Origin of the sequence: Pseudomonas sp. NFACC46-3 (assembly GCF_900114515.1) — a bacterium.
Lineage (GTDB): Bacteria > Pseudomonadota > Gammaproteobacteria > Pseudomonadales > Pseudomonadaceae > Aquipseudomonas > Aquipseudomonas fluorescens_Q.
Window position 1 is genome coordinate 54578 of the sequence record NZ_FOTH01000019.1, and the last position, 13123, is coordinate 67700.

Genomic DNA, 13123 nt, shown 5'->3' on the forward strand with positions numbered 1-13123 from the left:
TCGCCATGCAGAACAACACATTGCTCAACACCTGCCTCCTGACGCTGGCCCTGGCCGGGGTGAGCCTGGCCCAGGCGGCGGTGTCGCCTGAACAGGTGGCACGCCTGAAGACTGAACTCACGCCCCTCGGCGCCGAGCGCGCCGGTAACGCCGATGGCAGCATCCCGGCCTGGGACGGTGGCTACACCAAGGTCGTGGCCGGCTACAAGCCGGGCGATAAGCGGCCCGATCCGTTTGCCGGCGACAAGCCGCTGTACTCGATCAAGGCGTCGAACATGGAGCAGTACGCCGGCCAACTGGCGGAAGGTACCAAGCTTCTGCTGAAGAAATACCCGGACTACCGACTGGACGTGTACCCCACTCATCGCTCGGCGGCGGCACCACAATGGGTGTATGACAACACCGCCAAGAATGCCGGCCGCGCCACGTTGGATGTCGAGACCGAGAAAGTCAGCGGTGCCTTCGGCGGCATTCCGTTCCCGATCCCGGACAACGGCACGCAGGTGTTGTGGAATTACCGCTTGTCCTGGCAGGGGGCCGAGACCATCAGTGCGCCGTTCGATACGTGGCTGATGACCGCTGGCGGCAAGAAAGTCCAGGCCACCCGTGCCCTGTTCAGCTACCAGTTTCCCTACTATTCCGAGAACGGTAGCCCGGAACAATTCGCTGGCAAGTACCAGGTCGGCAAGTTATTGACTGAGCTGCCATCCTCCAAGGCCGGTGAAGGCCTGATGACTCATTGGGACCTGGACCCGGGCAACCGTGCGGCCTGGCAATACCTGGTCGGCCAGCGCCGAGTGCGTCGGGCGCCGAACATCGCCTATGACACGCCGGACTTCGTCACCTCTGGCGTTGGTCTGTTCGACGAAGCGTTCATGCTGTTCGGCCCCACCGACCGCTACGACCTGAAGCTGGCGGGCAAGAAAGAACTGATCGTTCCCTACAACAATAATCGCGCCGGCCTGGTCAAGAGCGACGAGCTGGTCAAGCCGAACTTCCTCAACCCTGACCTGGTGCGCTGGGAGAAGCACCGGGTCTGGGTGGTCGAGGCCACGCTCAAATCCGGCAAGCGCCATGTGGTGCCGCGTCGGACCTATTACATCGATGAGGATTCCTGGCAGATCCTGTTGGTCGACGGCTATGACGCCCAGGGCAAGCTGGGACGGCAGATGTATTCGCTGACGCTGTTGGCCCCGGACATGCCGGTGCTCACTTCACAGGTCATGTGGGGCAGCTACAACCTCGATACCGGCGCCTATTTCCTCAATTCGTCGAGCAACGACCTGGCGGTCCAGTACCAGAAGATCGCCACGCCTTCGGCGTCCTTCTACACCCCGGATGCCATGGCGAACGAAAACATGCGTTGAACCCTGGAGCACCGCGGCGGGTGAGAGGCTCGTCGCGGATGCTGGCGATTTTCGAAGTGGGAAAAGACATGAACGTTGAACAATGCTTTGCGAGTTTTGCCCGGCGCTGGGGAGCCTGTGTCCTGGCGTCGTGCCTGTTGGCCAATAGTGCCATCGCGGCACCGGCCACGACCTTCGCCGCGCTCCAGCAATCGGCCTTACCGACGGCCAAGGCACCGCGTGCGGTGTTGCTTGGCTTGACCCGGGCCGGGGAGCGTCTGGTGGCGGTCGGTGAGCGCGGCATTGTGTTGCTCTCGGACGATTCCGGGACGACCTGGCGCCAGGCCCGCGTGCCGGTCAGTGTCAGCCTGACGGCGGTGCAATTCGTCGATGCCGAGCAGGGTTGGGCGGTCGGTCATCTGGGCGTGGTGTTGCACACCCAGGACGGCGGGGAAACCTGGCAAAAGCAACTCGACGGTCAGCGTGCCATCGCCTTGGCGGTGCAGTTCGCTGAGCGCGATGTCAATCAACCCGACGGTACCAGCCACTTGGCGCAGGCACGGCGCATGCTCGATGACGGACCGGATAAACCGTTTCTCGACCTGTACTTCAGTGACCGCCTGCACGGCTACGTCGTGGGTGCCTACAACCAGATCTTCCGTACCGACGACGGCGGGCGAAGCTGGCAGCCGTGGATGCGGCATGTGGACAATCCCCAGGGCTTGAACCTGTATGGCATCCGCGCCGTGGGCAACGATCTGTGGTTGGTGGGTGAGCGCGGTTTGCTGTTGCGTTCGACCGACGCAGGGCAGTTATTCCAGGCCTTGAAGTCGCCGTATGAGGGCAGCTTCTTCGGTCTGCTCGGCACCCGCGACGGGGCCTTGGTGGTCTATGGCCTGCGCGGCAACGCCTGGTGGTCCGGGGATCGTGGCAACAGTTGGCGCCGCCTTGATACCGGTATCGAATCGACACTGGCGAGTGCCCTACAACTGCGCGACGGCGGCCTGTTGTTGGCCAGCCAGAGTGGTGAGCTTTTATTCAGCCATGACCAGGGGCGAAGCTTTGACAAGCGGCAGAGCCGCAGCGGCGGGACCCTCGCTGCCGTGCAACAGGCGGTCGACGGCAGCCTGACCAGTGTCGGCTTGACCGGCGTGGCCGCTGACCAGGATCCGCGGGCCGCAGGTCAACCTTGAAACTTCACGGTGTAGCGCTATCGGGCCACGGCTCGTGCAACAGGAGTCAAACTTGAAAGACGATAAAACTCAAACCGTGATCGGCCGCCAGGAAGACTTTGACCGGGCGTCTGGCAACTTCGCTGAGCGAGCGATCTTCAACCATCGACCGCTGGTGATCCTGCTATGCCTGCTGGTGACGTTGGTGCTCGGTTGGCAAGCCACGCGCATCGGCATCAATGCCAGCTACGAGAAGACCATTCCCACGGGGCATCCCTATGTCGCCAATTTCCTGGAGAATCGCAAGGAACTGAGCGGCCTGGGCAACTCGCTGCGCATCGCCGTGGAGGTCAAGCAGGGGAGCATTTTCACCAAGGACTACCTCGACACCCTGGCCAGGCTCAACGACGAGCTCTATCTGCTGCCGGGCGTCGACCGCCCCTACATGAAATCATTATGGACCCCGACCACGCGCTGGACCGCCGTGACCGAAGACGGGCTCGACGGCGGCACGGTGATCCCTGACGACTACGATGGCTCGGCCACCAGCCTCGAGCAGGTGCGAACCAACGTGGCCCGTTCCGGGGAAGTCGGTCAATTGGTCGCCGGCAACTTCAAGTCCAGCGTGATTTTCGTGCCGTTGCTGGAAATCAATCCGCAGACGGGCAAGGCGCTGGACTATGGCGAGTTTTCCCGACAACTGGAGGCGCTGCGAGACAAGTACCAGACCGATGACCTGCGGATTCATGTCACTGGCTTTACCAAGATTGTCGGCGACCTGATCGAGGGCATGACCCAGGTACTGCTGTTTTTCGTGGTGGCGGTGCTGGTGACGGTCTTGGTGCTGTTTGGCTACACCCGTTGCGCGCGAAGCACCTTGGTGGTGGTGATCTGTTCGCTGGCGGCGGTGCTTTGGCAACTGGGGTTGCTGGCGCTGCTCGGTTATGAACTGGACCCATACTCGGCCTTGGTGCCGTTCCTGGTGTTCGCCATTGGCATGAGCCATGGCGCGCAGAAGATGAACGGCATCATGCAGGACATCGGCCGTGGCACCCACCGGGTGGTCGCCGCGCGCTATACCTTCCGCCGACTGTTCGCCGCCGGCATCACCGCTTTGCTCTGCGATGCGGTGGGCTTCGCGGTGTTGCTGCTGATCAACATTCGGGTGATCCAGGACCTGGCTATCACCGCCAGCCTCGGGGTGGCGGTGCTGATTTTCACCAACCTGATCCTGCTGCCGATCCTGCTCAGCTATATCGGCGTCAGCCCGGCGGCAGCGCAACGCAGCCTGAGTGCGGAAACCACCGAGCAACAGGCGCAGATCAAGCATCCCCTGTGGCGTGTGCTCGATTTGTTCACCCAGCGGCGCTGGGCCACGGGTGCCATGTTGACTGGCTTGCTGTTGGCCGCGTCTGGTTTTGCCGTGAGCCTGCACCTGAAAATCGGCGACCTGGACCCCGGCGCTCCAGAGTTGCGTGCCGACTCGCGCTACAACCGCGATGCGTTGTTCATGACCCAGAACTATGCGGCCAGCTCGGATATTTTCGTGGTCATGATCAAGACCCCCGAGGATCAATGCACCCGTTACGCCAGCTTGTCCGCGGTAGATGCGCTGGCCTGGCAACTGGAGCAATTGCCCGGCGTGGAATCGACCACCTCGATGGCCGCGCTGAGCAAGATCGCCACGGTCGGTTATAACGAAGGCAACTTCAAATGGTATGAACTGATCCCCAATGACGGTGCACTGGGTGCCGTGCAAACCCGTGCCCCGCGAGAACTGTTCAATCAGGGCTGCTCGATGCTGTCGCTGTACGTTTACCTGGCCGATCACAAGGCTGACACCTTGAACCGGGTGGTGGAGGCCAGCGAGCAGTTTATCGCCGGGCACCAGATGCCGGAGGTCAAGTTCATGCTCGCGGCCGGCAGTGCGGGTATCGAAGCGGCGACCAATATCGTGGTGAAGAAGTCCATGCGCGAGATGCTGTTCTGGGTCTATGGCGCGGTCAGTCTGCTATGCCTGGTGACCTTCCGCAGCTGGCGCGCAACCCTGTGCGCGATGCTGCCGCTGATGCTCACCTCGATCCTGTGCGAGGCGCTGATGGTGGGGCTGGGTATGGGGGTGAAAGTCGCGACGCTGCCGGTCATTGCACTGGGCGTGGGCATCGGGGTCGATTATGCGCTCTATGTGTTGAGCGTGATCCTGGCGCGAATGCGGGCCGGTGACACCTTGGCCCAGGCGTATTACCAGGCGCTTCTGTTCACCGGCAAAGTGGTGTTGTTGACGGGCATGACTTTGGCTGTGGCGGTGTCGACCTGGGCGTTCTCGCCGATCAAGTTTCAAGCTGATATGGGGATTTTGCTGGCCTTCATGTTCTTGGTGAACATGCTGGGAGCCTTGATCTTGCTGCCGGCGTTGGCTTGGTTGCTGTTGCCGCAGAGGGTGTTTTTAAAAAAGCCTGAGTTGAGTCGGCAGGGGCGGTGGGTTCGAGGGTGATGGGGGATATGGCACTGCGCAGTACCTGCGTTAAGCCAGCGTGGTTAATGGGCCGCCGAGATCAACGCCCGCCGCGAGGTGGCCTGATAGCCGACCTGGTTCTTTGGTGATCGCGTTTCCTCTGTGGGAACGAGCTTGCTCGCGATGACGGTGGTTCAGTCACATGCATGTCGGGCTTGCCGGCCTCATCGCGAGCAAGCTCGCTCCCACAGGGTTTTGTATCGAATCTAGGTGTCGTGAACACATCACCATCCCCAGAACTGCAGCCACCAGCCATAACCCACCAGGCTGCTGGCCAAGACCAGGCAGGCCATGGCAGGCCATCGACGGATCGGTGGAGTCTGCGCCTGCTGCAGGCGTTTGCAGCCCAGCCATAAACTCCAGGCTATCGCCGCTATCAGCAATACGGCCCGAGCCGGTTGTACCCATTCCAGCAGTAGACCTTCATAGCGCAGCAGTTTGACCGTGGTGGCCGACAAGCCGAGGAACAACCCTGCACCGCCAAGGGGCGTCAGGGTGATGGCTAGGGGCGGATATTGTGTGCTGTCACCTGAGAGGCGTGCCGCCAGGCGCATCAGCAGCATCAGCGAAGTGCCTATCAGTAGCGCACTCATGCCCAGGTACGCGAAGATGCAAAAACCATCGAGCCAACTGAAACTGTCATTGAGTTGCGGATAGTGCGTCAACAGCCACCAGGGCGCGTTGTCCTGGAGTGCCCAGAGCCAATCATGACTGACCAGCCATTGGGCCAGGCTTTGCTTGAGGTCGATGAACCATGGGCTGACAGTCCACTGGAAGGCGCCCATGGCCAGGCCGATGACACCGAACAACAGCAAGCGAACATCCCAGGGCGAGAGGGTGTTAGCCGTCGAGTGCAGGATTTCGTCGCTGCTGGAGCGGGCAATCAGGCGCACCGCATCGCGCTGGCCGCTGCAGCGACCACAGGCGTGGCAATCGGCGGCGCCACGCATGCGGCGGATGTCCAGCAAGGGCGCGCAGTTGGGAGGAGGGCGACGCGGTGCGGGATTTTCCAGCCAGCGTTGTTCGTCCACCTGAAAGTGCACCGGCGCCAAGCGAGCGAGCAGGGAAAAGACGCCGCTGACCGGGCACAGGTAACGGCACCACACCCGCTTGCCCCGGGCGAACAACAGGCCGACGATCACCGCAGCGACGGTCGAGCCGCCCAGGATCAGCAACGCCGCCTGGGCGTAGTCGTAGACGCTGATCAGTTGACCGTAGAGGGTCGTCAGGCAGAACGCCAAGGTCGGCCAGCCAGCCCAGCGCAATCCGCGCGGCACCCCTAAGCCCTTGCCGTACTGGCTGGCCCATTCGCTCAAGGCGCCTTCCGGGCACAGCACGCCACACCAGAGCCGCCCGAACAACACGATCGACAGCAACACGAACGGCCACCACAGGCCCCAGAACAGAAACTGCGCCAGCAGCGTGAGATTGTCGAACAGGCGTGCCTGGCCGCTGGGCAATGGCAGCAGGGCCGGCACCACCAGCAGCACCGCGTAGAACAGCACCACCACCCATTGCACGGCACGAATGGTTGCACCGTGGCGCCGCATGCCGTCGCCCAGGCGTTGGAGCCAGGGGTTCAGGTCGGGCATGGCAGGTTTTCCGCCTTGCGTTGCCGCAGCCAGCCCACGACGACGCCCCAATAGCCCAGCCACACCAGCAGCGTCATCGCACTCGGGCTGGCCCGATACCCGGTGAAGTCCGCCAGGAACCCGCCGAAACCATGGCCGTCATCGAGTATCGCACTGCTGTCCCACAGTGCGTCGCCAATGGCGCGATACACCGCCTCGGGCCAATCCATCGCGAGCAGTTGCCCGCCGACGCGCTCGATACCGCTGACCAGCAACGCCGCCCCCAACATCAGCAGGATCGCTTCGCTGATGGCAAAGAAACGCGGCCATGAAATGAACCGGCGGCTGCTGTGCAGCAACGAGACGGTCAGCAGCGACAGCACCAGCCCGGCCAGCGCGCCCGCAGCGAACAAGCCCAGTTGCGGCCCTTGCAGGCGCCCACCGGCACCATACAAGAACACCACGGTTTCACTGCCTTCGCGACTGACCGCCAGCAGGGCCAGCACCAACAGGCCCAGGCCGCCCTGGCGGCTCAGGCGCTGGTCGGCGTGGCGCGCCAGGTCATGCTTGAGCGTCCTTGCGTTTCGATGCATCCAGCCGACCATCTGCACGATCAGCAGGCTGGCGACCAGTGCCAGCGACGCTTGGAACCATTCATTGGCCGTCCCGCTCATGGCCTCGCCGGCCAGCAGGATCAGGCCGGCCAGCACGCCCGAAAGCAACAGGCCCAGCGCCGCGCCGGTCCATACATAGCGCAACAGCTGGCTGGCCTGGTGTTGCCGGCTGACCCAGGCCTGGAGAATCCCGATCACCAACAACGCCTCGACGCTTTCGCGCCATACAATGAACATCGATTGAGTCATGCAAATGCCTCCTGCAGACCAACTACTGCGCGAGAATCCCGCCCTCGGGCAGTTGCGGATTGAATTCGTCGAAAAACGGATAGTGCCCCGGGCGCAGTGGGTGGATGACCACGAAGGTCGTGACACCGGGCGAGAGCACTTTCTCGACGCGCAAAGGCGTGCTTTCGAACTCCGCCGGGCCTTGGCCGATGTTCTTCAGCACGATCTTGAAGCGTTGCCCGGCCGGTACTTCCAGTTGCGACGGCGTGAAATGCCCGTCGCGTATGCTCAGCTCGTAGGTCGGCAGTTCGGCATGGGCGATCGAGGGCAGCAGCAAACCGGCCAGCGTCAACCAGGCCAGGCGTCGATGAGGCGCGACGTGCCGTGGGCAGGATGAGTGGCGCATGCTCAGTACCCGCCTTTTTTACCGATCCCGGCGTAGACGAATTCGTAATGCAGTTCGCAACGTTCGAACCATGGCGCCACGCCGGTTTCCTTGTCGGTATGACGGCCGAGGGAGCCATGGCCGCCAGGTGGCAGGAGGGTGAACGTCAGTTGATATTTGCCAGGGCCGAGCAGCTTGACGTTGTCGCCATAGTGCGGCCCGTCGTTGGCGACCATGGCGTGGAAGTCACCCTTGAGTTCGGTGTCGTTGCCTTGTTTCTTCAGTTGGAACGACACATTGAGGTAGGGCACGAAACTGCCTTCCTGGAAGCCCTGCTTATTGTCCGCCGTGGCGCGGATGTCGGCCTCCAGGTGCACGTCGGAATCGGCAGTGGCGCGCATCATCCCGGCCGGGGCCATTTCAATCGGCTGCAAATACACCGCACCGACCTCCAGTCCCGGGCACAGTTGCGGTTCGCCGATGGGGTATTCCTTGGCCTGGGCCAGCGGTGCGAGAAACAGCAGGGCCAGAGGCAGAGTTGCAAGTGTGCGCATGATGACTTCCTGGTTGGCTAAATGATGGCGCCGAGTCTAGGAAGCTTTGCTGCGAATAATAATGATTCTTGTCAATTTTCAGCGCGAATTTTCCAACAACGAGTGACGACTCGTTCCTGCGCGGTTGTTCTTGATCGCGATCAAGGGGCACGGCGCCCCGACGCGGTAGGGTGCGGGTACACCCATCCGTTATACGGGGTCGTCATGGCAAAGCCCTTTCCCATCAGTCCCAAACATCCCGAGCGCATTTGCTGGGGGTGTGATCGCTACTGTCCGACCAGTGCGCTGGCCTGCGGCAACGGTGCCGATCGAACGATGCATCCGGCTGAGATGATTGGGGAGGATTGGTATCTGCACGGGGATTGGGGGTTGGAGCTGGTCGATATCACCGCCAAGGTCATCGATCCAAGCGCCACTCACCCGAAGGAATGAAATAACCTGTAGTGAGGGGCCCCCTGTGGCAAGGGAGCTTGCTCCCGCTCGGCTGCGAAGCAGTCGTAAACCGGCGGGTGGGGTGTGTCTGATGCTGCGCATTTGGCAGGTTTAGGGGCCGCTTCGCAGCCCAGCGGGAGCAAGCTCCCTCGCCACAATGGATCATACGCACCTTAGAGCTTCGGCAACTGCCCGATCCGCCCCATCATCTCGGTCACGATCTGCAAGTCCAACAGGAACTGCTCGACCGTCTTGAACTCGTTGTCGTTGTGACCGGTGTACTTGACGTCGGGCATGGCCAGGCCGAATTGCACGCCATTGGGCAAGTCATGAACCGAAGTGGCGCCGGCAGAGGTGCCGTATTTGTGTTCCATGCCCAGGTTTTCACTTGCCACGGCCAGCAGTGCCTTGACCCATTCCCCCTCGGGGTTGCGGTACATCGGCTCGTCAATGGAATAGTCGAAGGCCACCGCGACGTGGGACTTCTTGCTCCAGGCGGCCAGTTTGTCGGCGATTTCAGTCTTGAGGGCTGCTGTGGTCTTGCCCACTGGCACTCGCAGGTTGACCGCCAACTTGAAGGTCTTCTCGTCCATGCCGACGTAGGTCAGGGACGCGGTCAGCGGGCCCATGAAAGCATCGGAAAAACCAATTCCCAGTTTGCTGCCCAGATAGTCCAGGCCCCAGTTGTCGGCGGCATAGCGGGCGGCGTCGGTGATGTGGTTGCGTTTGAGCGCGACCTTGCCGTTCAGGCTATTGATGAAGTCCAGCATCCTTGCCACCGGGTTGACGCCTGACTCGGGTTCGGAGGAGTGGGCGGACACGCCAGTGAAGGTCAGTTGGACATCCTTGCCGACAACCTGGCTGGCCACCTCGAAGTGACCGCCATTGCGCTTGGCATAGTCGGTACCGGCCTTGAGCAGGCTGGTAGCCAGTTCGGCGGGCTTGTCGCTGGCGAAGGTGGCAACGGACGTCGACGGAATCTGATTGGTCGCCAGGCCGCCCGTCAGCGCGGTAATTTCTGCTCCCTTGCCCTGTGCAGCGCGTCGGGTAAAGTTCGCCATGATGGTGCCATAGCCTTTCTCGGCGATCACTACGGGGTAGCCGCCATCCAGCGCCAGGTTGTAGTTGGGCGTCGGGTTGCGTTCGAAGTAATAGGGGATGGCGTCGCCAGTGGTTTCCTCGGTGGTGTCGACCAGCAGCTTGAAGTTGCGCGCCAGCGGCAGTTTCTCTTCCTTGATGATTTTCATGGCATAGAGCGCGACCACGATGCCGTTCTTGTCGTCCTCGGTTCCGCGGCCATACATGCGGTCGCCCACCAGGGTGACCTTGAACGGGTCGAGGCGGGTGCCATCTTTCAACACCCAGTTTTCCGGCGTTACCGGCACCACGTCGGCATGGGCGTGAATGCCGACGACTTCGTCACCGCCGCCTTCGAGGGAAATCTCATAGACGCGGTTGTCGACATTGCGGAAGTTGAGGTTGAACGCTTCGGCCAGGCTTTTGATCTTGTCGGCGATCTTGAGAAATTCCGGGTTCTCGTGCTGGGCGACGCCGTCCTTGCGAAAAGTCGGGATGGCGACCAGTTCCTTCAGCGTCTCGGTGGCCGCTTGGCCGTATTTCACTCGGGCATAGAGACCTAACAGGCGATGGATTTCATTCTGCTGTTCAACTGAAAGGGTTTTGTTGCCTTGGAACGCGCTGATGGCCGGGCCGAGGTTCGCGGCTTTGCCCGGGTCGCTCTTGGCCACGTCGGCCAGGAACTGCCTGAAATCGGTGGCTGAGGTGTTGGAGAAGGTTTTGACGATGGCTGCGCCCTGTTGGGCGGTGATGTTGGCGAGTGCTGGTGTGGTGATCGAAGCGAGGCTGGACAGCAGCAGGGTGGTCACTGCCAGATGTTTGAGCGAGAAGTCCATTGCTGGGCATTCCTTTGCAGGCGGTAGGAGACAAGTGTCTGATTTGATGACACAAACGCTTGCAACCTAACACCGCGAGGAAAGGGTGGGGGAGTCCTGCAGGAAAATCTGTCGCACAGCGAAGCAAAAACGGCGCAGAAATGAAAAATGGCGCAGGGCCATCAAACACCCGAAAACCCATGTGGCAGCGAGCCTGCTCGCGAAGGCGGCGATACATTCAGCCTCAATGCAAGCAGGCCCACCGCTATCGCGAGCAAGCTCGCTGCCATAGGTGCGCATTGCTTAATGCGGTGCGCGGGGGATCGTCTTGAGCAGGTCTTCAGGGCTGATGTGGCCGACCACGGGCTGCGCCGTGCTGCCAGGTAACGGCAGGTCGAGGATGTGTCCCTTGATCTTGCCGACCACGTGCATTTCGCAGGGTTTGCAATCGAACTTCAACGTCAGCACTTCATCACCGTGTATCAGCTGCATCGGCGCCACCTTGGTGCGCACGCCAGTGACCCCCTTGGCCTGCTTGGGGCAGAGGTTGAACGAGAAGCGCAGGCAGTGCTTGGTGATCATCACCGGCACTTCTCCCGTTTCCTCGTGGGCCTCGAACGCCGCGTCGATCAGCTTGACGCCGTGACGATGATAGAAGTCCCGGGCCTTCTGGTTGTAGACGTTGGCCAGGAACGACAGGTGCGATTCCGGGTACACCGGCGGCGGGTTGGTCTCGGCCTTGCGGCCACCGCGTGGGTGGGCTTTGATGCGGGCGCTGGTCAGGGCCTCGATGGCTTCGCGGCGCAAGGCCTTGAGCTGCGAGTTGGGGACGAAGAACGCCTGGGGTGCATCCAGCTCGATCGCGGTGGCGTGGTATTCGGTGGTGCCCAGTTGGCCGAGCAGGTCGTGCAATTGCTCCAGGGCCTGTTCCGGCTTGTTGGCCTGGCCGAACGGTCCGTCCAGGGCGACGCTGGCGCTGATGCCTTCTTCGCTGGTGGCGGTCAGTTCCAGGCGCTCTTCGCGCAGGCGCGCAACCCAGGCCAGGCCGACGCGGCGTTCGGAGGAGGTCTTGAGCAACGCCTGCTGCCAGTTGTGGTCCAGGTTGCGGCTCAACGGGTGGTTGGGGCGCAACTGGTACATGCCGGCCGGCATCTCGTTGGGTTCGACACGGTAGCGGTAACGCTTCTGGCCGTCCTCTTCGAACTCACCCTTGGGCTCGGCGATGTTGGCGCGGAAACCGACGACTTCGCGCTTGACCAGCACATTGAGGCCGTCGCCGTTGGACAGCGGATCGAAGGTCACCACTTGCAGGTCACGTTTGCCGACTTTTTCCACCACGCCCACCGGCACGCCCGTAAAGGTCGGCGAATCGAAGGCGCCGATGTCGATCTTGCGTTCGCTGACGAAATAGTCGGTGCTGCCACGGTGGAAGGTCTTGTCCGGGTCGGGGACGAAGAAGTGCGCGGTGCGGCCGCTGGACGCGCGGGCCAGGTCCGGACGGTCTTCGAGGACATCGTCCAGGCGCTGGCGGTAATAGGCGGTGATGTTCTTCACATAACCCATGTCCTTGTAGCGCCCTTCGATCTTGAATGAACGCACGCCGGCTTCGACCAGGGCGCGGATGTTGGCGCTCTGGTTGTTGTCTTTCATCGACAGCAGGTGTTTTTCGTAGGCGACCACCCGGCCCTGGTCGTCCTTGAGGGTGTAGGGCAGGCGGCAGGCCTGGGAGCAGTCGCCACGGTTGGCGCTGCGGCCGTTCTGCGCGTGGGAGATGTTGCACTGGCCGGAAAACGCCACGCACAGCGCGCCGTGGATGAAGAACTCGATGGCCGCCTCGGTCTCGTCGGCGATGGCGCGGATTTCCTGCAGGTTCAGCTCACGGGCCAAGACCAGTTGCGAGAAACCGGCCTGGTCGAGGAACTTCGCTCGGGCCAGGGTACGGATGTCGGTCTGGGTGCTGGCGTGCAGCTCGATGGGTGGAATATCCAGCTCCATTACCCCCAGGTCCTGGACGATCAGCGCATCGACGCCGGCATCGTACAACTGGTGGATCAGTTGGCGGGCTGGCTCCAACTCGTTGTCGTGCAGGATGGTGTTGATGGTGGTGAACACACGGGCGTGGTAGCGATGGGCGAACTCCACCAGCCGGGCAATATCGCCCACTTCGTTGCAGGCGTTGTGACGTGCGCCGAAACTCGGGCCACCGATGTACACGGCGTCGGCGCCATGCAGGATGGCCTCGCGGGCGATGGTCACGTCGCGGGCGGGGCTGAGCAATTCCAGATGATGTTTGGGCAAGGACATTTGTTTTTAGTCAGGCTGGTCACGGTCGAAGCGAGCATTGTAGCCGCCAGGCGCCTTGCAGGCACCTGTGGACTTGGGTTTGCACGACCTTGACCGATACGCGGCGGTCT

General features: G+C 62.0%; 10 protein-coding genes. 4 read left to right on the forward strand and 6 right to left on the reverse strand.

Annotated features, from left to right (window positions below; translation table 11 throughout):
* The first annotated feature begins 5 nt into the window (after positions 1-5).
* The 3 genes from BM300_RS18860 to BM300_RS18870 all read left to right on the forward strand — a co-directional run bounded on the left by BM300_RS18860 (position 6) and on the right by BM300_RS18870 (position 5012).
* Entirely contained in the window at positions 6-1367 is a 1362-nt protein-coding gene (locus tag BM300_RS18860; RefSeq protein ID WP_092463568.1) for a DUF1329 domain-containing protein, read from the forward strand.
* 68 nt (positions 1368-1435) lie between these two features.
* Positions 1436-2539, forward strand: coding sequence for a WD40/YVTN/BNR-like repeat-containing protein (locus tag BM300_RS18865; protein ID WP_092463653.1), 1104 nt, complete (start codon positions 1436-1438; stop codon positions 2537-2539).
* A 52-nt stretch (positions 2540-2591) separates the two neighbouring features.
* The gene (locus BM300_RS18870; RefSeq protein ID WP_063321431.1) at positions 2592-5012 is read left to right on the forward strand and encodes an efflux RND transporter permease subunit; all 2421 of its coding nucleotides are present in this window, start codon (positions 2592-2594) and stop codon (positions 5010-5012) included.
* Positions 5013-5257: 245 nt separating this feature from the next.
* Here the strand turns inward: BM300_RS18870 and BM300_RS18875 are convergent, their stop codons facing one another.
* The 4 genes from BM300_RS18875 to BM300_RS18890 are packed head-to-tail and all read right to left on the reverse strand — an operon-like array spanning position 5258 to position 8385.
* Positions 5258-6625, reverse strand: coding sequence for a 4Fe-4S binding protein (locus tag BM300_RS18875; protein WP_092463570.1), 1368 nt, complete (start codon positions 6623-6625; stop codon positions 5258-5260).
* Complete coding sequence (locus BM300_RS18880; RefSeq protein WP_092463572.1) at positions 6613-7467, reverse strand: FTR1 family iron permease; 855 nt, start codon at positions 7465-7467, stop codon at positions 6613-6615. The genes BM300_RS18875 and BM300_RS18880 overlap by 13 nt, the downstream gene beginning before the upstream one ends.
* A gap of 22 nt (positions 7468-7489) precedes the next feature.
* Positions 7490-7852: a cupredoxin domain-containing protein gene (locus BM300_RS18885; RefSeq protein ID WP_063321428.1), complete on the reverse strand. Its 363-nt coding sequence runs from the start codon at positions 7850-7852 to the stop codon at positions 7490-7492.
* Positions 7853-7854: 2 nt separating this feature from the next.
* Positions 7855-8385 (reverse strand): iron transporter, encoded by a 531-nt coding sequence (locus tag BM300_RS18890; protein WP_063321427.1) that lies wholly within the window; start codon positions 8383-8385, stop codon positions 7855-7857.
* Positions 8386-8589: 204 nt separating this feature from the next.
* Between BM300_RS18890 and BM300_RS18895 the strand changes: the two genes are divergently transcribed.
* A complete protein-coding gene (locus BM300_RS18895; RefSeq protein ID WP_027911723.1) occupies positions 8590-8817 on the forward strand; it encodes a DUF3079 domain-containing protein in 228 nt (75 codons plus the stop codon).
* Between the two features lie 173 nt (positions 8818-8990).
* Here the strand turns inward: BM300_RS18895 and BM300_RS18900 are convergent, their stop codons facing one another.
* Both BM300_RS18900 and BM300_RS18910 read right to left on the reverse strand, forming a co-directional pair.
* The gene (locus BM300_RS18900; RefSeq protein ID WP_092463574.1) at positions 8991-10730 is read right to left on the reverse strand and encodes a dipeptidase; all 1740 of its coding nucleotides are present in this window, start codon (positions 10728-10730) and stop codon (positions 8991-8993) included.
* A gap of 282 nt (positions 10731-11012) precedes the next feature.
* On the reverse strand, positions 11013-13013 hold the full coding sequence (locus BM300_RS18910) for a peptidase U32 family protein (RefSeq protein ID WP_092222137.1): 2001 nt from the start codon (positions 13011-13013) through the stop codon (positions 11013-11015).
* Positions 13014-13123: the final 110 nt, after the last annotated feature.